Annotated in this window: 21 protein-coding genes; 17 read left to right on the forward strand and 4 right to left on the reverse strand. The window is 62.6% G+C overall.

The window, feature by feature from the left end:
* Nucleotides 1–40 precede the first annotated feature (40 nt).
* The gene (locus tag N5B55_RS04455) at nt 41–3,076 is read right to left on the reverse strand and encodes an Rne/Rng family ribonuclease (RefSeq protein WP_304539260.1); all 3,036 of its coding nucleotides are present in this window, start codon (nt 3,074–3,076) and stop codon (nt 41–43) included.
* 735 nt (nt 3,077–3,811) lie between these two features.
* On the opposite strand from N5B55_RS04455, the gene N5B55_RS04460 reads away from it, so the two are divergent.
* The 4 genes from N5B55_RS04460 to N5B55_RS04475 are packed head-to-tail and all read left to right on the forward strand — an operon-like array spanning nt 3,812 to nt 7,033.
* Nucleotides 3,812–4,846 carry an RluA family pseudouridine synthase gene (locus tag N5B55_RS04460; RefSeq protein ID WP_304539759.1) on the forward strand — a complete coding sequence of 345 codons (1,035 nt, stop codon included), beginning with the start codon at nt 3,812–3,814 and terminating at the stop codon, nt 4,844–4,846.
* Nucleotides 4,827–5,486, forward strand: coding sequence for an HAD-IA family hydrolase (locus N5B55_RS04465; protein ID WP_065857414.1), 660 nt, complete (start codon nt 4,827–4,829; stop codon nt 5,484–5,486). The genes N5B55_RS04460 and N5B55_RS04465 overlap by 20 nt, the downstream gene beginning before the upstream one ends.
* Complete coding sequence (locus N5B55_RS04470) at nt 5,479–5,880, forward strand: Rieske (2Fe-2S) protein (RefSeq protein WP_154207259.1); 402 nt, start codon at nt 5,479–5,481, stop codon at nt 5,878–5,880. Before N5B55_RS04465 ends, N5B55_RS04470 begins: the two co-directional genes overlap by 8 nt.
* Before the next feature lie 40 nt (nt 5,881–5,920).
* A complete protein-coding gene (locus N5B55_RS04475; protein WP_304539261.1) occupies nt 5,921–7,033 on the forward strand; it encodes a S49 family peptidase in 1,113 nt (370 codons plus the stop codon).
* Nucleotides 7,034–7,038: 5 nt separating this feature from the next.
* Here the strand turns inward: N5B55_RS04475 and N5B55_RS04480 are convergent, their stop codons facing one another.
* The 3 genes from N5B55_RS04480 to N5B55_RS04490 are packed head-to-tail and all read right to left on the reverse strand — an operon-like array spanning nt 7,039 to nt 8,576.
* Nucleotides 7,039–7,770: an SAM-dependent methyltransferase gene (locus N5B55_RS04480; RefSeq protein ID WP_304539262.1), complete on the reverse strand. Its 732-nt coding sequence runs from the start codon at nt 7,768–7,770 to the stop codon at nt 7,039–7,041.
* Between the two features lie 3 nt (nt 7,771–7,773).
* Nucleotides 7,774–8,370, reverse strand: a complete 597-nt coding sequence (locus tag N5B55_RS04485; RefSeq protein ID WP_304539263.1) for a Maf-like protein — start codon at nt 8,368–8,370, stop codon at nt 7,774–7,776.
* Nucleotides 8,367–8,576: a hypothetical protein gene (locus N5B55_RS04490; RefSeq protein WP_304539264.1), complete on the reverse strand. Its 210-nt coding sequence runs from the start codon at nt 8,574–8,576 to the stop codon at nt 8,367–8,369. Before N5B55_RS04490 ends, N5B55_RS04485 begins: the two co-directional genes overlap by 4 nt.
* Here N5B55_RS04490 and N5B55_RS04495 point away from each other — a divergent pair.
* From N5B55_RS04495 to N5B55_RS04555, 13 genes are all read left to right on the forward strand, one after another.
* On the forward strand, nt 8,565–9,101 hold the full coding sequence (locus N5B55_RS04495) for a YceD family protein (protein WP_304539265.1): 537 nt from the start codon (nt 8,565–8,567) through the stop codon (nt 9,099–9,101). The two genes, N5B55_RS04490 and N5B55_RS04495, sit on opposite strands and share 12 nt — an antisense overlap.
* A 115-nt stretch (nt 9,102–9,216) precedes the next feature.
* On the forward strand, nt 9,217–9,396 hold the full coding sequence (rpmF, locus tag N5B55_RS04500) for a 50S ribosomal protein L32 (RefSeq protein WP_009238536.1): 180 nt from the start codon (nt 9,217–9,219) through the stop codon (nt 9,394–9,396).
* Nucleotides 9,397–9,586: 190 nt separating this feature from the next.
* A complete protein-coding gene (plsX, locus tag N5B55_RS04505; protein WP_065857427.1) occupies nt 9,587–10,648 on the forward strand; it encodes a phosphate acyltransferase PlsX in 1,062 nt (353 codons plus the stop codon).
* 37 nt (nt 10,649–10,685) lie between these two features.
* Entirely contained in the window at nt 10,686–11,666 is a 981-nt protein-coding gene (locus tag N5B55_RS04510) for a beta-ketoacyl-ACP synthase III (RefSeq protein WP_304539266.1), read from the forward strand.
* Between the two features lie 32 nt (nt 11,667–11,698).
* Entirely contained in the window at nt 11,699–12,628 is a 930-nt protein-coding gene (gene fabD, locus N5B55_RS04515; RefSeq protein WP_304539267.1) for an ACP S-malonyltransferase, read from the forward strand.
* Nucleotides 12,629–12,642: 14 nt separating this feature from the next.
* Nucleotides 12,643–13,392 (forward strand): 3-oxoacyl-ACP reductase FabG, encoded by a 750-nt coding sequence (gene fabG / locus N5B55_RS04520; protein ID WP_304539268.1) that lies wholly within the window; start codon nt 12,643–12,645, stop codon nt 13,390–13,392.
* Nucleotides 13,393–13,577: 185 nt separating this feature from the next.
* Nucleotides 13,578–13,817 (forward strand): acyl carrier protein, encoded by a 240-nt coding sequence (acpP, locus tag N5B55_RS04525; protein ID WP_004635650.1) that lies wholly within the window; start codon nt 13,578–13,580, stop codon nt 13,815–13,817.
* A 113-nt stretch (nt 13,818–13,930) separates the two neighbouring features.
* The gene (gene fabF, locus N5B55_RS04530; protein WP_304539269.1) at nt 13,931–15,163 is read left to right on the forward strand and encodes a beta-ketoacyl-ACP synthase II; all 1,233 of its coding nucleotides are present in this window, start codon (nt 13,931–13,933) and stop codon (nt 15,161–15,163) included.
* Between the two features lie 601 nt (nt 15,164–15,764).
* Nucleotides 15,765–16,364 carry an RNA polymerase sigma factor RpoE gene (gene rpoE, locus N5B55_RS04535; RefSeq protein ID WP_004635646.1) on the forward strand — a complete coding sequence of 200 codons (600 nt, stop codon included), beginning with the start codon at nt 15,765–15,767 and terminating at the stop codon, nt 16,362–16,364.
* A 107-nt stretch (nt 16,365–16,471) separates the two neighbouring features.
* Nucleotides 16,472–17,104, forward strand: a complete 633-nt coding sequence (locus N5B55_RS04540; protein WP_304539270.1) for a sigma-E factor negative regulatory protein — start codon at nt 16,472–16,474, stop codon at nt 17,102–17,104.
* An 11-nt stretch (nt 17,105–17,115) separates the two neighbouring features.
* The gene (locus tag N5B55_RS04545; protein WP_304539271.1) at nt 17,116–18,213 is read left to right on the forward strand and encodes a MucB/RseB C-terminal domain-containing protein; all 1,098 of its coding nucleotides are present in this window, start codon (nt 17,116–17,118) and stop codon (nt 18,211–18,213) included.
* Between the two features lie 82 nt (nt 18,214–18,295).
* Complete coding sequence (locus N5B55_RS04550; RefSeq protein ID WP_304539272.1) at nt 18,296–19,807, forward strand: DegQ family serine endoprotease; 1,512 nt, start codon at nt 18,296–18,298, stop codon at nt 19,805–19,807.
* Nucleotides 19,804–20,079, forward strand: a complete 276-nt coding sequence (locus N5B55_RS04555) for a glutaredoxin family protein (RefSeq protein WP_065857441.1) — start codon at nt 19,804–19,806, stop codon at nt 20,077–20,079. Before N5B55_RS04550 ends, N5B55_RS04555 begins: the two co-directional genes overlap by 4 nt.
* Nucleotides 20,080–20,149: the final 70 nt, after the last annotated feature.

Below are 20,149 nucleotides of genomic sequence, written 5' to 3' on the forward strand. Positions count from 1 at the left end.
CTCAGGCACTTGCTCCGGCGGTTGCCCGCCGGTGTGCTGCTTACTGCTGGTCCGTGCCAGCCGCAGGGCGGTTGGTTTCGACCAGGATCATCGGGCCTTGCTGGATCGGCGGCAGCGGCTTGCGCTCGCGGGGCACACGCGGTGCGACAACGGTGCGCGCAGCTTCTTCCTGCGACGCACGCAGCTTCTGGCTATCGGTGTGGACCCACGTCATGCCAGCGTTGTCGAGCACGCTTTGCAGCGTCTCGATCGGCAGCGGCGAAGCCTGGGCGATCGTGCTGACCGGTGCCGGCACTTCGGCAAACGCCGTCACGATGGCCTCTTGCGGCGCCGCCGCTGCGGGTGCGGGCGCGGGCGTTGCAACAGCCGTCGCGAGCGCGGGCTCTGTCGGCTGCACTTGGGGCAGTGCCGACACAGGCGCCACGGCTTCTGCGGCATGCACGGGCTCGTGCACCACCGGAGCCGGGTTCTCAACCGGGGCAAACGACGTCGTCAGCACAGGTTCCGTCACGGTCGCGGGCAGTACCGGCTCTGCATGCATTTCGGCGACGGCTTCGTCAGCGCTTTCGGCGCTTTCGATTTCGCCTTCACCTTCGGAGCGCACGCCTTCTGCGCCCTCGCGGTCACGGCGATAACGGTTACGGCCACGACGACCACGGCGCCGGCGCTCTTCACCTTCACCGTTGCCCTCCGCGCCCGGCGTCACGCCTTCGCCCTCGCTGCCTTCTACCGGAGCAGCGGTGTCGAGCAGCGGCTGCGGCACTTGCGAGGCGGCGGTCTGGTCGATCAGGGCTTCGGCGGCCACGGCTGCGGCTTCCTTCGCTTGTTGATCGCGTTCGCCACGATTTTCGCGCGGCTCACGACTTTCACGTGGCTCACGCGGCTCCCGACCCTCGCGGGCTTCGCGACCCTCACGCGGTTGGCGCTCACGACGTTCCTGATTGCGTTCGCGGCGGCCTTGGCCCTGGTTCTGGCCCTCGCCGCGCACTTCCTGGCCTTGCTGCGGCTGACGGGCTTCCGCCGTCTCACGAACCGCGCCCTCTACCTGGGCCGGCTGGCGGTTGCGATCACGGTTGCCGCGCTGACCGTCACGTTGACCTTCGCGCAGGCCCTGTTGCTGACCTTCGCGGGCTTCATTGCGCTCGCGGCCCTGGCGGTTGCCATCACGGCCGTTCTGGCCCTGGCCTTGACCTTGGCGCTCGCCACGTTCGCCGCGCTGGCCACGGCCACCACGGTCCTGGCGATTGCCGCGGCCTTGACGGTTGCCTTCTTCAGCACGTTGCTTCGGCGTTTCGACCGGCGCCGCTACCACCGGCTCGGCCGGTTTGGCGCCAAACAGCGACTTCAGCCACGAGACAAAACCACCCTGGGCAGGGACCGGAGCCGGAGTCGGCGCTTGCGGTGCCGGAGCAATTTCAGCACGGGCCGGACGCTCGGCACGCGGCACCGACACGGGTGCCGGTTGGTCCGGGGTGATGCCCTTGACGGCGGCTTCCTGGCGCGGCTTGGCAGCTTCCTTGCGCGTGCTGTAAGCCGTGTCGGCTTCCAGTTCCTTGGCAGCCTCTTCGGCCATCTTGTAGCTGGCCTTGTCGTCGTCCAGGCGCGGATCGTCGTGGCGCAGGCGTTCCAGCTTGTAATGCGGCGTCTCCAGATGCTTGTTCGGGATCAGCAGCACGTTGACCTTGAAGCGCGTCTCGATCAGGTTGATGTCCGGGCGCTTCTCGTTGAGCAGGAACGCAGCCACTTCCACCGGCACCTGGCAGTGGATCGCGGCAGTGTTTTCCTTCATCGCCTCTTCCTGGATGATGCGCAGCACCTGCAGGGCGGACGATTCGGTATCGCGAATGTGACCCGTGCCGTTACAGCGCGGGCAAGTGACGTGCGAGCCTTCCGACAGCGACGGACGCAGTCGCTGGCGCGACAGTTCCATCAGGCCGAAGCGGCTGATCTTGCCCATTTGCACCCGGGCACGGTCGTGGCGCAGCGCGTCTTTCAGGCGGGTTTCGACGTCCTTCTGGGCCTTGCTCGACTCCATGTCGATGAAGTCGATCACAATCAGCCCGCCGAGGTCACGCAGGCGAAGCTGGCGGGCGATTTCGTCGGCAGCCTCGAGGTTGGTGCGCGCGGCCGTTTCCTCGATATCGGCGCCCTTTGTGGCGCGTGCCGAGTTCACGTCAATGGCGACCAGCGCCTCGGTGTGGTCGATCACGATGGCGCCGCCCGAGGGCAGCATCACCATGCGCGAGTACGCCGATTCAATCTGGTGTTCGATCTGGAAGCGCGAGAAAAGGGGAACGTCGTCGCGGTACTTCTTCACCCGATTCATGTTGTCGGGCATCACCACGCTCATGAAAGCGCGGGCCTGATCGTAGATATCGTCCGTATCGATCAGGATTTCGCCGATATCCGGCTGGAAGTAATCGCGGATCGCCCGGATCACCAGGCTGGATTCGAGATAAATCAGCAGCGGGGCCTTGTTGTCGACGGCAGCGCCGTCAACGGCTTTCCACAGCTGCATCAGGTAGTTCAAGTCCCACTGCAGCTCTTCAGCCGAGCGGCCGATGCCGGCGGTGCGGGCGATGATGCTCATGCCGTCCGGCACTTCCAGCTGCGCCATGGTTTCGCGCAGTTCCTGGCGGTCTTCGCCCTCGATGCGGCGCGACACGCCGCCGCCCCGCGGGTTGTTCGGCATCAGGACCAGGTAGCGGCCAGCCAACGAGATGAAGGTGGTCAGGGCAGCGCCCTTGTTGCCGCGCTCTTCCTTCTCGACCTGGACGATCAGCTCCTGGCCCTCGCGCAGCGCATCCTGGATGCGCGCATTGCGCACGTCCACACCGTCCTTGAAATAGGCGCGGGCGACTTCCTTGAAGGGGAGAAAACCGTGCCGCTCTTCGCCGTAATTGACGAAGCACGCTTCCAGCGACGGTTCGATGCGGGTGATGACACCCTTGTAGATATTGCCTTTGCGCTGTTCGCGCCCGGCGGTTTCGATGTCGATGTCGATGAGCTTCTGACCATCGACAATGGCGACGCGCAATTCTTCTTGCTGCGTCGCATTGAACAACATGCGTTTCATTGCAACCTCACTCCAATGCCGTGCAAGCACGGCGCTTCATGGAGCACGCAAAGGCGGAGCGGGTGGTCAACGAATTGCCGAAGTGTCGGCCAATAACAAGGCGCGACGGGGCACGAGCGAAAGAAATGAGGGCATTCCACGCGTCATCATGGATGGCAGGGCGGAGTCTGCGGACGCGGTTGGCGTCCAGTTGCGCGTCCTGTCACTCGTGCCACGGGCCCGATGCATTGCAGGCGGGCCGGCGGCGGCGAGTCGCGTGAAGCGACCACAAAGAGCGAATTGACGGACGGCCTGTCCGGACGAAACCCGCGGCGGGGCGAATCGGGCGGCGTGCTGCTTTTTAGAGTTTTGCCGCCGGACCGCCGTGGCAACGCGGTAACCGGATATTCAGCCGGCCGGCACCAGTCTGGTGCGGCAAGGGCTTCTTTCACCAAGCGGGCGCCGTATGGATGACCATGTGGCGCCCGCCTTTGAATTCTGTTCTACCAGCTGCTCGTTCTACGCTGGCCGACGTTGCCGACGTGATCTTTGGTTCACGTCTTGCGCGATGGGACAGCGGTGCGTGCTGCTTTCGTGCCGATACATCCGGCCACGAGATTAGCTTTGTAACACAAGTGGGCGATAGATCGGCACGTTCCGGACCGAAACGGTGGCTGTGTACAATACCTGTTGTTTCGTTCCGACCGGCTGTTGCTGGCACATAAACGACTGTCCAGCGAGAAAATTATATTGAAAATGAATGAGTTACGCCATCCATTTGATGGCCGCATTCAACAGGCCGGACATGGCACACTCGGCGACGCACTCGACGGGAAGTCAGTCGCCTATGTCGAAATCGGTGAAGAAGCCGAAGGCCAGCGCATCGACAATTTTTTGATGCGCTTGGCCAAGGGCGTGCCCAAGAGCCATATTTACCGCATCCTGCGTTCCGGCGAGGTGCGGGTTAACAAGGGCCGCATCGATGCGGAGTACCGGCTGAAACTCGGTGATTTGGTGCGTATTCCGCCGCTGCGGATTGCGCAGCAGACAGAGGCCGCGCGCACGGTGCCGGCAGCAGAATTTACGATCCTCCACGAAGATACGCATCTTCTCGTCATCGATAAGCCCGCCGGGGTGGCCGTGCACGGCGGCTCGGGGGTAGCGTTCGGGGTGATCGAACAGTTGCGCCAGTCGCGCCCGGACGCGAAATTTCTTGAGCTGGTGCACCGCTTGGACCGCGAAACCTCGGGCGTGCTGCTACTTGCAAAAAAACGTTCCGCGCTGGTGGCGTTGCACGAGCAGATTCGCGAAGGCCAGCTCGACAAGCGGTACTTTGCGGCTGTGAAAGGCGTCTGGCCGCACAAACGTCAACATATCAAGTCGCCACTGCATAAACACACCACGCCGGAAGGCGAGCGCCGCGTGCGCGTGCAGGCCGATGGGCAGGCGGCGCACACGATCTTCAACAAGGTCGGCGTGTTTGGTCCGTACACCTTGCTGGAAGCGGAACTGAAGACGGGGCGCACGCACCAGATCCGTGTGCATTTGGCGCACGCGGGTTTCCCGATCCTGGGCGACGACAAGTACGGCGATTTCGCCCTGAACAAGGCGCTGTCCCGCGCGAATGCTTCGCCGCGGCTGGGACGGATGTTCTTGCATGCCCATCGGCTGCAGCTAACGCACCCACAAAGCGGCGAAATCGTCACGTTTAGTGCGCCGCTGCCCGCCGAGTGCACCGACTTCCTTAACGCTTTCCAGAGCTTCGATCCCGATGCCGCAGCAACGCTTTGATCTGATCGTCTTCGATTGGGATGGCACGTTGATGGATTCAACGTCGGCCATCACCCGGTCAATCCAGCTTGCATGCCGGGATCTTGACTTGCCGGTGCCCGACGATGCGCGAGCTAGCCACGTGATCGGCCTTGGCCTGCGGGACGCGCTGGAATATGCCGTCCCAACCCTCGATCCGGCCGACTACGGGAAGCTGGCCGATCGGTATCGCTTTCATTACCTCAGTCGCGACGCGCATCTGGTGCTGTTTCCGGGGGTACGCGAAATGCTGGACGCGCTGCGCCGCCAGAATTATCTGCTGGCTGTGGCAACGGGCAAGTCCCGTGTGGGCCTGCAACGTGCGATGGAAGCCACGAATCTGACCGGCGTCTTCGATAACACGCGCTGCGCCGATGAGACGTTTTCCAAGCCCCACCCCGCGATGCTGCTCGAACTTACTCGCGATCTCGGCATGGACGTCGAGCGCACGTTGATGATCGGCGACACGACGCACGATCTGCAGATGGCTGCCAATGCAGGCGCGGCTGGCGTAGCTGTGACATATGGCGCGCATCCTGCTGATGTGCTGGATTCGCTTACGCCGTTGTATAGCGCCAAGTCGGTTCCGGATTTACACAATTGGCTGACGCAACATGCCTGACATGGTCGAGCCCGTTCGTGTATGTGAAAGCGCAGCGTTGGAAGATGGCGGCTTAGGTGTCCGGTTTCAGGTGGAGGTGCGAGGGCGGCTCGTCAGCGCGTTCGTCGTCCGCTACGCCGGGGAGGCCCATGGTTATCTGAACCAGTGCGCACACGTGCCGATGGAAATGGACTGGCAGGAAGGCCAGTTTTTCGAAAGCTCCGGCCTGTATTTGATGTGCGCAACGCATGGCGCCATTTACGAACCGGATACTGGGCGGTGCGTCGGGGGCCCATGCCGGGGCTCACATTTGTCCAAGCTAGAGGTCGCTGAACGCGACGGCGCAGTCTGGTGGCAGCCGGATGCGCTATTCCGGGCGCCAGTGTCCGCGCCGGAACCAACGCCTTCTGCGTAGCAGCGCAGTTCTTCTTCTCGACCGCTTTTCTTTTTTGTTTATGACCGACTCGATTCCGCCGAAAGGGCCCGAAGACACCCCCAACGAGGGTGCAGGCAAACCAGAAGCGCTGGAGGTCACCCAGCATGCGGATCATCCGCTCGAAGCCGAATTGCGCAACCCGGCAGCAGGCAAGGCGACATCGGCATCTGCGCCGGCAGCGTCCGCGCAGGCCGGCGGCTGGGAGCGGGAAGTGCTCGAAAAAGTCCTGATGGCAACTGTCCGCGAGCAACGGGCCGCGCGTCGCTGGCGGATCTTTTTCCGCTTCGTGACGCTCGGCCTGATTGGGATCCTCATCTATGCGTTCGCCAGCCTGGAAGGCGAAACCGTCAGCACGGGCCGCCATACAGCCGTTGTCACGCTCGACGGGGAAATTGCGGCCAACACGAACGCCAGCGCGGAGAACATCAACGCCTCATTGCAGGCGGCGTTTGCAGACGACAACACAGTCGGTGTGATCCTGAAGATCAATTCGCCGGGCGGCTCGCCGGTGCAGGCGGGCATGATCAACGATGAAATGCGCCGGCTGCGGGCCAAGTACAAGAAGATTCCGTTGTACGTGGTGGTGGAGGAAATGTGCGCGTCAGGCGGGTATTACGTGGCTGCCGCTGCCGACAAAATCTACGTCGACAAGGCCAGCATCGTAGGTTCGATCGGCGTGCTCATGGACGGTTTCGGATTCACGGGCCTGATGGACAAGGTGGGTGTGGAGCGCCGTCTGCTTACAGCCGGCTCGAACAAGGGAATGCTCGATCCGTTTTCCCCCGTGTCGCCGCAGCAGAAGCAATACGCGCAGGAGATGCTGGACCAGGTGCACCAGCAGTTCATCGACGTGGTGAAGCAGGGGCGCGGCAACCGTCTGAAGGATGATCCGACGCTATTCACCGGCCTGTTCTGGACGGGCGCCAAGGCTGTCGATCTTGGGCTGGCTGACGCGATCGGCAGTGCAGATTTTGTCGCGCGCAGCGTCATCAAGGCGCCGGACGTGGTCGACTACACCGTCAAGGAAAACTTCGCCTCGCGCGTGGCACGCAAGCTCGGCACGGCAATGGGCGCTGGCGCGGTGAAAGCGCTGGCCGCGACGGGCCAGCTCAAGCTCTTGATGAAGGAATAAGCGCGCTATCGCGCCAGCAGCGAGAAAATCGCCGGCCGCTTGTGCAGGTTCATGCGGTCGGCGCGCCAGTCGCTCACGGGCAGCGTAACAACCTGCTCGCTGGGCAGAGTCAGATCCACTGCAATCGACAGCAGCGTACTCGGCGCGCAGCCGCCCTGGATGGCCTCGAGCAACGCGCCATTGCGGTAGGGCGTTTCAATGAACACCTGTGTTTGGGCGGCTGAGCGTGAAAGCTGTTCGAGCGCGCGAAGCTTGGTCTTGCGCTCGGCCGCATCGACCGGCAGATAGCCGTTGAATGCAAAGCTCTGGCCGTTCAGGCCGGACGCCATCACCGCCAGCAGAATCGAACTTGGCCCCACCAGCGGTTTTACGCGCACGCCGCGTCGGTGCGCGAGACGCACGAGATTCGCGCCCGGATCGGCAACCGCCGGCACACCGGCTTCCGACATCAGCCCCGCGTCCTGCCCGGCAACCACCGGCGCCAGCAGCGCTTCCAGCTCCGATTCCGGCGTTTTGACGTTCAGTTCGCGAATGGTGATTTCCTGCAGCGGGCGTGCCAGCGGCGTCGTCTCGGCCAGCTTCTTGAGCAGCGCACGCGCCGTCTTGGCGTGTTCGGCGACGAAATAGTCGAGCTGCGCGGTGATCTGTTGCACGCCGGCCGGAATCACGTCAGGCAGCGGGTCGGCCGCATCGCGCGAGCCCAGCGTATTCGGAATGAGGTAAAGCGTACCGGCCATGGTTCAGGCGAAGAGCGGGTAGTGGACGTTGCGCAGCATGCTGGTCAGGGCGATCAGCGGCAGACCGACCAGCGCGGTCGGGTCCGACGACTCGACGCGCTCGAGCAGGGCGATGCCGAGGCCTTCCGATTTGGCGCTCCCGGCAACGTCGTACGGGTGTTCTAAATGCAAGTAGGCGTCCAACTCCTCATCGGAAAGATCGCGGAAGGTCGCCAGCGTGCGGATGTCCTCGCTCTGGTGGTGCCCGGTCCGGCCGTCGTACAGGCACAACGCTGAATGGAATGTGACGGTGCGTCCACGCATCCAGTGCAGCTGCGCCAGTGCGCGGGCGTGGTCCCCCGGTTTGCCGACCTGCCTGCCATCAAGCGTCGCGACCTGGTCGGAGCCGATGACCAGCGCGCCCGGATAGTCTGCCGCCACCTTCTCTGCCTTCTGCCGGGCCAGGCGCAGGGCGGTCTGGTCCGGTGACTCTTCCGGGGCGGGCGTCTCATCAATGTTCGGCACCACGATCTCAAACGGCAGGCGCAGGCGTTCGAGCAATTCCCTCCGATATGGTGAGCTGGAGGCCAGAATGAGCGGCGGACGCGATGCAGAAGTCATAAGTGCTTGAAGATGCAGTGGATTTTGAGCAAAACCTTTTGACGCCAGAGGTTTCTGCCCGCTATAATCCCGCGTTTCGCGGATTGGCCGCGCAGTGTCGCAAACCGGGCGCCCAGGCGCAAGGTGTCATGCGGTGCTGCAGGAGGTTGATCCGGTTTGCGCACCAACAGCAACGCGTTCGACAGGTTCGATTCGTGGATTTTCATACATTCGATCTTTTCGCGTTCATTCGCGCGGGTGAGCCAGCAAGCGGTACGGTCTCTCTGACCGAGATGCCTCGCCTGCTGGCCGAGCAAGCCGCCGATGCCCCCGCTGACGCCAGCACGCAGTTCAGTTGGCACTTGCAGGGTCTGGTGCGCGAGGAGGCTACCGCGGGCCAGTTGCCGCGCCAGCGTCTCTTCGTGGATCTGGAAGTGGAGGGTGCAGTTTGGCTGCAATGCCAGCGATGCCTCAAAGCGTACGAGCAACCGCTCCCGGTGCGCACGCGCCTGGAAGTCATGCGTTCGGAAGCCGAGGCAGACGCCGCTCCGCTGGACGACGACGAGGCTGACGTGATCGTCGGCTCGCGACACTTTGATCTGATCACGCAGATCGAGGATGAGCTGTTGCTGGCGTTGCCGGTGTCGCCGCGTCATGCCGTCTGTCCGGATGAGGTGTTGCCGGAAGAGGCTGAAGCCGAAAAGAAGCCGTCGCCGTTCGCGGTGCTGGCCAACCTGAAGACCAAACATTAGGCGTGCGCGGGTATTGCGCGCGCTGATGGAAGTACGTTTCACACGCCTACCGGAATGGCTACGCTCCGGCTCCGTGTGATGTGATAAAATCGATCAAATTGCTTAGGAGTCAGTCATGGCTGTTCAACAAAACAAGAAGTCGCCGTCCAAGCGCGGCATGCATCGTTCGCACGATTTCCTGACGGCGGCCCCGATCGCTGTCGAGCCGACCACCGGCGAAGTGCACCTGCGTCACCACGTGAGCCCGAACGGCTACTATCGTGGCCGCAAGGTCGTGAAGACCAAGAACGACTGATGCGATTTGCCAGTTTTCTGGCAAGCGTGTTGGGTTGGTCTGAACGCACAGGTTCATGATGCAAGCGAAAAAGCGGCAAGCCAATTTGCCGCTTTTTTGTTGAGCGAAATTCGGCAATGCGTGTACGGGTTTGTGTACCATACGCGCGCCAACGGCCGGAGCCGCACGTGAAACCGCAACTCAGACTCGCATGACCATCAAGCTTGCCATCGACTGCATGGGTGGCGATCACGGCGTTGGCGTGACAATCCCTGCAGCGATCCATTTTCTCGCCGCACACGAAGACGTCGAAATGCTGCTCGTCGGGCAGCCCGATGCCATCGCGGCGCAGCTCAAGCGACTCCACGCCACCGCGAACCCGCGCGTCCACGTCGTCCCCGCCTCCGAGGTGGTGTCGATGGACGATCCGGTCGAGGTCGCGCTGCGCAAGAAGAAAGATTCTTCAATGCGCGTGGCCATCAATCAGCTCAAGGACGGCGCCGCTCAAGCGTGCGTCTCCGCCGGCAACACCGGCGCGTTGATGGCCGTGTCCCGCTACGTTCTCAAGACGTTGGACGGGATTGACCGCCCGGCGATCGCCACGGCCATCCCGAACGAGAAGGGCGCCGGCACCACCGTGCTGGATCTTGGCGCCAACGCCGACTGCGAGCCCGAGCACCTGCTGCAATTCGCGCAGATGGCCTCGGCGATGGTGTCGGTGGTTGAGCAGAAGCCTCGCCCGACGGTCGGCCTGCTGAACATCGGCGAGGAAGTCATCAAGGGTAACGAGGTCGTCAAGCAGGCGGGTGAGCTGCTGCGCGCCTCCGATCTCAACTTCTTCGGCAACGTTGAAGGCAACGACATCTTCAAGGGCACGACCGACATCGTTGTTTGCGATGGGTTTGTCGGCAACGTGGCGCTCAAAAGTACCGAAGGCTTGGCCAAGATGATCGGTGAGATGCTGCGCCAGGAGTTCAGCCGCTCGTGGTTCACCAAGTTGCTTGCTGTCGTGGCGCTGCCGGTGCTGACGCGTTTCAAACGGCGCGTCGATCATCGGCGCTACAATGGCGCCGCGCTGCTCGGTCTGCGTGGTCTGGTCATCAAGAGCCACGGCTCGGCCGACGCCTACGCGTTCGAATGGGCCATCAAGCGTGCCTACGACGCCGCGGCCAACGGCGTGATCGCCCGCATTGCGCAGGCGTTCGAATCGCACCATGACGCAGCGGGCGCTGCGCCGGTCTCCACTTCCGCTCCGGCCGCCGACGCTGCTTGATCGCGTCGCCCCCGAGTCAGATTTCACCCCACCGCACATGACACGTTTCGCAAGGATCATCGGTACGGGCAGCTACCTGCCGCCCAAGCGGGTCACCAATGACGAACTGGCGGCCCAGCTGGCCGAAAAGGGTATCGAGACGAGCGACGAATGGATCGTCTCGCGCAGCGGGATCCGAGCGCGTCATTTCGCTGAACCTGATGTTGCGTGCAGCGACCTCGCCGTGAAGGCCGCTGAACGTGCGATCGAAGCCGCTGGTATCAATCGATCCGAGCTCGACCTGATCCTGGTGGCGACGTCCACGCCGGATTTTGTGTTCCCGAGCACGGCGTGCCTGGTGCAGCAAAAGCTCGGCATCACCAATGGGTGCGCTGCGTTCGACGTACAGGCCGTGTGTTCCGGCTTTGTCTACGCACTTGCGACCGCCGACAAATTCATCCGCTCGGGTGCTTACCGCAACGTGCTGGTAGTTGGCTCGGAGGTCTTCTCACGCATCATCGATTTCAGTGATCGCACCACGTGCGTACTGTTTGGCGACGGCGCGGGGGCTGTGGTGCTGCAAGCTTCTGACGAGCCCGGCATCCTGTCGACCGCGCTGCATGCTGATGGCAGCCACGCCAACATCCTGTGCGTGCCGGGCAACGTGGCGGCAGGCGCAATCCAAGGCAGCGCCTTCCTGTACATGGATGGCCAGGCCGTTTTCAAGCTGGCCGTGACTGTGCTCGACAAGGTTGCCCGCGAAGCATTGGCCGCTGCCGAACTCGATGCTTCGCAAGTCGACTGGCTCATTCCGCATCAGGCCAATATCCGCATCATGCAGGGCACGACCAAGAAGCTGGGCCTCTCGAACGAGCGCCTGATCGTGACCGTCGATGAGCATGGCAACACGTCTGCGGCCTCGATTCCGCTGGCGCTCGACGTTGCTGTGCGCGATGGCCGCATCCAGCGCGGCCAGCACGTGATGCTCGAAGGCGTGGGCGGCGGCTTTACCTGGGGCGCCGCGCTGCTGCGCTTCTGATCGACGAATTTCCAGAACGAACAATACGAGCCATGACATTCGCTTTCGTCTTCCCTGGCCAGGGTTCGCAATCGGTCGGCATGCTCAACGCGTTTGCCGATCATCCGGCCGTGGCGGCCACGCTAGCAGAGGCGTCCGACGCGCTGGGCCAGGACATCGGCAAGCTGATTGCCGAAGGCCCGGCTGAAGAGCTGAATCTGACCACCAACACGCAGCCCGTCATGCTGACGGCCGCTGTTGCCGTCTATCGCGCATGGCAAGCTGCTGGCGGCCCGACGCCGACCGTCGTGGCGGGGCATAGCCTGGGCGAGTATTCGGCGCTGGTCGCCGCAGGCGCCATCGCGTTCAAAGACGCCGTGCCGGTGGTGCGCTTCCGCGCCAAGGCGATGCAGGAAGCCGTGCCAGTGGGCGAGGGCGGGATGGCTGCCATCCTCGGCCTGTCGGACGACGACGTGCGGGCCGCATGCGCCGAAGCTTCCGTTGCGGGCGTGGTCGAAGCGGTCAACTTCAATGCCCCTGCCCAAGTCGTGATCGCCGGCGCCAAGGCGGCCGTCGAGAAGGCTTGCGAAATCGCTAAGGCCAAGGGCGCTAAGCGTGCGCTGCCGCTGCCGGTGTCGGCACCGTTCCACTCGTCGCTGCTCAAGCCAGCGTCGGATCGCCTTCGCGAGTATCTCGCCAACGTGACGGTCAATGCCCCGGTGATCCCCGTCATCAACAATGTGGATGTGGCCGTGGTGAGTGACCCGGCTGCCATCAAGGACGCGCTGGTGCGCCAGGCAGCATCGCCGGTGCGCTGGGTCGAGACCGTCCAGAAGATGAAGGGTGAGGGTATCACCCGCGTGGTCGAATGCGGCCCGGGCAAGGTGCTGGCCGGCCTGGTCAAGCGTATCGATGGCGAGATCGTCGGGGACGCGATCTTTGATCCGGCGTCGCTGGAAGCTGTGCTGGGCCAACTCAAATAATCAACGGGATTCGTATGACCCAAGCATTGAACAACCAGGTTGCGTTCGTTACCGGCGCCTCGCGCGGCATCGGTCGTGCCATCGCGTTGGAACTGGCCCGTCAGGGCGCAACGGTGGTGGGTACGGCCACGTCTGAAGCCGGCGCACAAGCCATCACGGCTTACTTTGCCGAAGCCGGTGTGAAAGGTACGGGCGTGGTGCTCAACGTGAATGACGCTGCGCGTTGCGAAGCCGTCATCGACGAAACCATCAAGACGCACGGTGGCCTGAACATTCTCGTCAACAATGCCGGCATCACGCAGGACAACCTCGCGATGCGGATGAAGGACGAGGAATGGATGTCGGTCATTGATACGAACCTCTCCGCCGTGTTCCGCCTGTCCCGCGCCGTGCTGCGTCCCATGATGAAGGCGCGTGGTGGCCGCATCATCAACATCACGTCGGTCGTGGGTTCCGCTGGCAACCCGGGTCAGGCAAACTACGCCGCAGCCAAGGCCGGCGTCGAGGGCATGGCCCGCGCACTGGCTCGTGAGATCGGCAGTCGTAACATCACCGTGAACTGTATCGCGCCGGGCTTTATCGACACTGACATGACGAAGGTCCTGTCCGAAGAGCAACATACCGCGCTGAAGGCGCAGATTCCGTTGGGCCGCCTCGGCGCCCCCGAGGATATCGCCAGCGCGGTTGCCTTCCTTGCGTCACCGGCGGCAGGCTACATTACAGGCTCGACGCTGCACGTCAACGGCGGCATGTACATGGGATAAGGAAGCCGTCCCGGCGGTGAGAGTGCAGAGTCTTGCGCATGTGCAAATCCTGTGCGATCGCCGATTTAACTGGCTTTTAGCTTCATGTTTGGCGCATTTTTTGCATGGTTTCCGGCGCGGTTTTTCGTCGCGCAAACCTGCTAGAATGCGCGCACTTTTTGTCGAATACTTCCCTGGAGGGTTAAATGGACAACATCGACGCACGCGTTAAGAAGATCGTTGCTGAGCAACTCGGCGTGGCCGAAGCAGACATCAAGAACGAATCGTCGTTCGTGAACGATCTGGGCGCGGATTCGCTCGATACGGTTGAGCTGGTGATGGCTCTGGAAGATGAGTTCGGTATGGAAATCCCGGACGAAGAAGCCGAGAAGATCACCACGGTGCAGCAAGCCATCGATTACGCGACCGCCCACGTCAAGGCGTAAGCGTCAATCGATCTCTTGACATCGCGGGCCACAGAAAGGGCGGTTGTCCGGTTTGACCGGGTGGCGCGTTTTCTGTGGCCTTTGTCGCTGATACAGAGTTGCAGGAAAGCATAGTGAGCCGTCGTCGCGTAGTCGTAACCGGCCTGGGGCTGGTCTCTCCGGTAGGGAACTCGGTCGCCGAGGGGTGGGCCAATCTGGTCGCCGGCAAGTCCGGGATCGCCACCATCACCAAATTCGATCCGTCGAACCTGGCCGTCCATTTCGCCGGTGAGGTGAAGGGTTTCAACGCCGAGGAATACATCCCGGCGAAGGAAGCCCGCAACATGGATACGTTCATCCATTACGGCATTGCTGCCGGCGTGCAGGCGCTCAAGGACAGCGGGCTGGAAGTGACCGAAGCCAATGCGGAGCGCATCGGCGTGCTGGTCGGTTCCGGTATCGGCGGCCTGCCGATGATCGAAGATACGCACCAGACCTACGTCGATCGCGGTCCTCGCCGTATTTCCCCGTTCTTCGTGCCGGGTTCGATCATCAACATGATTTCCGGCCATCTGAGCATCATGTTTGGCCTGAAGGGGCCGAATCTGGCGGCCGTCACGGCTTGCACGACCGGTCTGCATAGCATTGGGCTGGCCGTGCGCCTCATCCAGGCGGGCGATGCCGACGCAATGGTGGCCGGCGGTGCCGAATCGACCGTTTCGCCGCTGGGCATTGGTGGCTTTGCTGCCGCCCGTGCGCTGTCGACGCGCAACGATGATCCGGCTACGGCCTCCCGTCCCTGGGACAAGGACCGCGACGGCTTCGTCCTTGGCGAAGGTGCGGGGGTGATGGTGCTGGAAGAATACGAGTCGGCAAAGGCTCGCGGCGCCACGATTTACGCAGAAGTTGCCGGCTTCGGCATGAGCGGTGACGCTTTCCATATGACGGCACCGAACATGGACGGCCCTCGCCGCTGCATGCTGAACGCACTGCGCGATGCCGGCATGAACGCAGATCAGGTGCATTACCTGAATGCGCACGGCACGTCCACGCCGCTCGGCGACAAGAACGAATCCGAAGCCATCAAGGCGGCTTTTGGCGATCACGCGGCCAAGATCGTCGTGAACTCCACAAAGTCTATGACCGGTCACTTGCTGGGTGGCGCGGGCGGTTTGGAGTCGGTGTTTACGGTGCTCGCGCTGCATAATCAGGTATCGCCGCCGACCATCAACATTTTCAACCAAGACCCCGAGTGCGATCTGGATTACTGCGCGAACACCGCGCGGGACATGAAGATCGACGTGGCCGTGAAGAACAACTTCGGCTTCGGCGGGACGAACGGTACGCTGGTGTTCAAGCGCCCGTAAGGCAGAGCGGCACTTCGCCCCAGGGCGCGTGCCGCTTCCTTTTTTGCCTTGGTTATTCAGCTCCTTCTCTTTCCAGCGCCGTATCGGCGGTTATGCGCGATCAGCCGATTCGGCATGGCTGTTCTTGTCTGCGCGGTGGTGTTGTGGGCGATCAAGGCATGGGGCGCCGCATTGCCTTGGTTTACCTGGGGCGTCATCACCGGGTCGACGATGGCTGCCTGCGTTCCCTTGATGGTGAACCGTTCACCGCTCGCAATGGAACTGATGTGGCGCGCTCGTCTCAAAGAGGACGGAGAGCCGGGGCAAGCCGTGTGGCAGGTCCGATTGAAAGCGTCAAAAGCGGTCCAAAATGCGCCTCTGCTATGGTCATGGCCACTTGGTGAGCGCGTCTTGGTCCTTGGGGTCGCGCGACGCGGGTGGTGTCCACAGATTATTGTGCTGATGCCGCCCTGGTTTTCCGCCAGGACGCTACGTCGTATGCGAAGTCTGTTGCGCCTGGGGCCCCCGCGGCTGGTTTCCCAGGTGTCCGGTGTGTCGTAGGTAAAATACAACGTTTCCGAGTCACATAAATTCAAGGCGATACACTGCAGGTGAAGAATCCGTGAGCGAACGCGAAGCCGACCAGATCCTCGTCGAGCGCGTCCAGCAAGGCGATAAGCGAGCGTTTGAACTGCTGGTGGTCAAGTATCACCGGAAGATCATTCGGCTCGTCTCCCGCCTGATCCGTGACCCGGCCGAAGTCGAGGATGTGGCACAGGATGCCTTTATCAAGGCCTACCGTGCGTTGCCCCAGTTCCGGGGGGAATCCGCGTTCTATACGTGGCTGTATCGCATCGCCGTCAACACGGCGAAGAATTACCTAGCGACGCAGGGTCGGCGCCCTGAATCGTCCAGCGACATCGACACCGAAGAGGCTGAAACTTTTGCCGACGGTGAGCTACTAAGGGATATCAATACGCCGGACTCCATGCTGCACACCAAGCAGGTGGCCGAAACGGTCAACCGTGCAATGGAAGCGCTGCCCGAAGAATTGCGTACTGCAATCACACTGCGGGAGATCGAGGGTCTGAGCTATGAGGAAATCGCTGAGGCAATGGAATGCCCGATCGGCACGGTCCGGTCCCGCATTTTCCGGGCGCGCGAGGCGATTGCCGAGAAATTGCGCCCCCTGCTGGGAACAGTGGAGGGCAAACGGTGGTAGCCAGCCGATATGACAAGCCGGCGGCCGCATGCGGCTGCAAACGGTGAAACCTCGGGAAGTCTTCTCTCGGATCGTTGATTGGACGTTGGAGTTTTTGGGGTCGGGAAATGGGTCAGGCTCAATTGCAAACAGCAGAAGCGGAGTTCGCGCAGCGCATCTCTGCTTTGATGGACGGCGAAGTCGCGGCGCACGAGGTGTCGTCTGCGGTCGAGCTCGCCAAGGATGGTGAGGGCGCTGCGCATTGGCGCGAATATCAACTGATCGGAGACGTGCTCCGGTCGGAAGATCTTCTGAACACGCTTTCCTCAGAAGATTTCGTCAGCCGGTTCTCGGCCAAGCTCGACGCTGAGCCGCATCTGCTGGTGCCGGCTGTGGCACAGCGCGCGAAAGCCCAGCAGAGGCACCGCTTCCTGGTCAGCCCCGCTTGGGTCCGCCGCATCATGCCGACGACCGCGGTGGCGGCGGCGGTGGCGGCCGTTAGCTGGGTTGTCGTGCCGCAGTTGCGCGGTCCTGCCGATGGTGCCGACGGCTCTCCAGCGTTGGTCGCCAAAGCGACGCAGGGCGGCGGCGCGCAGGCGCTGACCGTGGCGGCAACCGACGATACGCCAATGATCCGTGATGCCCGTCTGGACGAATACTTGAGCGCTCACCGCCAGTCGGCGACCAACGGTATGGTGGTTCCTTATCTGCGTGCAGTGGCCAACGGGGTGGCGAACACCCAGGACTCCAATCAGGAATAATGCGGGCATCCATGTCGAAGGTGTGGCACCCCGTTGCCGGGGCAGGCGCCCGCAAGCTGCAGGCCGTTCGTCGGTCGGTTTTTCTTCTTCTGTGTGTTTCGGCGCTGGCGACTGCTGCTCAGCCGCAGCCCGATCCCATGCCGCGCAAGGAGGCCGCCTCCTGGCTCGCCAAAATCCATCGCGCGGCGCTCAAGCAGAACTATGTCGGCACGCTGACGTATCAGCGTGGCACCGGCATGCACTCCACCCGCATCCAGCATTACTCCGATCTCTTCAATAATGAGTACGAGCGCGTCGAAGCGCTGGACGGCAAGCAGCGCGAAATGCTGCGCCAGAATGACGTCGTCCGGAACCTGATTTACGACGTCAAACTCGTTGTGACGGAGAAGCAGGAGCACAAGGACAGCTTCCCCGCGCTGCTCGCCACCACCAATGGCGATGTGCTCGATCAATACGACATGCGCCATCTACCGACGGAGCGCGTCGCGGGCATGGATTGCGAAGTCTTCCAGCTCGATCCGAAGGACGGCTACCGCTATGCCTACCGTATCTGGGCGGAGCGCAACAGTGGTTTGCTCATGCGTGCCCAGACCATCGGTGAAGACGGCAAGGTGCTTGAGCAGGTCGCGTTCTCGCAAGTGGAATTGGGTGTGCCGTCGGAAAAGCAGAAGATCGTAGCTGCGTTCAAGAACCTGAACGGCTGGAATCAGTACGAGATCGTGACGCAGCCGACCAACCTGGCCGAGCAAGGCTGGACGATCGGCAACCCCGTCAAGGGCTTCCAGAAAATCCGTGAGGTTCGCCGTCCGCTGGGCGACGTTGCGCCGGCCGGCAAGAACGCTTCTGGGTTCGAGGTCCAGCAGGTCGTGTTCAGTGACGGGCTCGCAGGGCTGTCGCTCTTCATTGAGCCGGTGTCGGATAAACGCACGCGTCGCGAGGGCTTTATCTCGCAAGGGGCCACGCATGTAATGGTGCGACGTGTTGCCGATTTCTGGCTGACCGTGGTAGGCGAAGTTCCGTTTGCTACCATCAAGCAGTTTGGCGCAGCAGTCGACTACAAGCCGGTGTCCGCCAACGCGACCAACAAGCCTGTCGGCGCGCCACAGTAGCCGCAGCCGGCGTCTGCCGTGGACGCGCGGCGCGGCCGCTGCGATCCCATATTTCTATCTGTTTTTGCCCCGGGGAGCCTTCATGCGTACCGCTCGATCCGTTCACGCTTTGCGTCTACTGTGCGTTGCCGCCGCCGTGGCGGTCGGGAGCGCGCTGACGCCCGCCCACGCCCAGAACGCCACGGGTAGCGTGGCTACGGGCACGTATGGCCTTCCCGATTTTGCCGATCTGGTCGAGAAAGTCAGCCCCGCTGTCGTCAACATCCGCACGACCGAAAAGGTCCGTATGCAGCAGGGTGGTCCGAACGATGATGACATGGCCGAGTTCTTCCGCCGCTTCTTTGGTGTGCCGATGCCTGGCATGCCCGGGCAGGGCCAGAAACGTCGCAACGCGCCGCCCCAACAGGAAGAGGAGCAGAGCCGTGGCGTCGGTTCCGGCTTCATCATCTCGGGTGACGGCTACATCCTGACCAACGCGCATGTGGTGGAAGGCGCGGAAACCATCTACGTCACGCTGATCGACAAACGCGAGTACAAAGCCAAGCTGATCGGCCTGGACAAACGCACCGATGTAGCGCTCGTCAAGGTGGAGGCGACGGGGTTGCCCAGCCTCAAGCTCGGCGATTCCGACAAGGTGCGCGTTGGCGAGTGGGTGCTTGCGATTGGGTCTCCGTTTGGCCTCGACAATACGGTGACGGCGGGCATTGTTTCGGCCAAGGGACGCGATACCGGCGACTACCTGCCGTTCATCCAATCCGATGTGGCTGTCAACCCAGGCAACTCGGGCGGCCCGCTGATCAACCTGCGTGGTGAGGTGATCGGCATCAACAACCAGATCTACAGCCAGAGCGGGGGCTACATGGGCATCTCGTTCTCGATCCCGATCGACGAGGCGATGCGCGTGGCTGAGCAGTTGAAGGCAACGGGCCGCGTGACGCGGGGCCGCATCGGCGTGGCAATCGACAACGTGCCGAAGGACGCAGCAGAGTCGCTGGGTCTGGGCCGTGCGCGCGGCGCCTATGTCGGCAATGTCGAGTCGGGTGGGCCTGCGGACAAGGCCGGCATCGAGGCTGGTGACATCGTTTTGAAGTACAACGGCCGCGATATCGAGAAGGCGGGCGACCTGCAGCGCCAAGTCGGCGAGACGAAGCCGGGCACGCGCGCTACCGTGCAGGTGTGGCGCAAGGGCGCGACGCGCGATCTGACCGTGATGGTCGCCGAGTTGCAGGCCGACACGAAGGTTGCCCAGCGCACCAAGGGCGCCCAGCCCGATAACAGCCAGCAGGGCCCGGGCAAGCCGAACGCACTGGGGCTGGTGGTGGCTGACTTGTCTGACGGCGCGCGTCGAGAGTTCAAGACCAAGAGTGGCGTCGAGGTGCAGGTGTCAGAAGGGCCGGCGGCGCGTGTAGGCATTCGCCCGGGCGATCTGATCCTGCGCGTGGGCGATACGGACATCACCAACGCCAAGCAGTTCAACGAGGTGGTCGCCAAGCTCGACAAGAACCGCATGGTTGCCGTGTTTGTGCGTCGCGGCGACGCCACCCAGGTGGTGACACTGCGTCCGAGCGCGGCCCGGTCAGGTAGTGGCCAGTGATCGAACTCACACTCTACGGACGCACGTATTGCCATCTGTGCGATGACATGAAAAACGCGCTGGAGCCACTCCAGCGCGGTTTTTCTTTTGTGCTGCACGAAGTTGACGTCGACAGCGACCCGGCGCTCGAGACGCGGTTTAATGAATTGGTGCCTGTTCTGATGACTGGCGCGCCGGAAACGCCGCCGGAAGATGCGCGCGAGCTGTGCCACCACTTTCTCGATGTGCAAGCTGTGCAGGCATGGCTCGCTGCACAAACTGCGCATAGCTGAGGTAACGCCGCTGCCGCAAAAAGAGGCGCGGGAAGCCCAATAAAATCCGGTAAAATCGCCTGTTAGCGCC

This window comes from Ralstonia pickettii (genome assembly GCF_030582395.1).
GTDB lineage: Bacteria > Pseudomonadota > Gammaproteobacteria > Burkholderiales > Burkholderiaceae > Ralstonia > Ralstonia pickettii_D.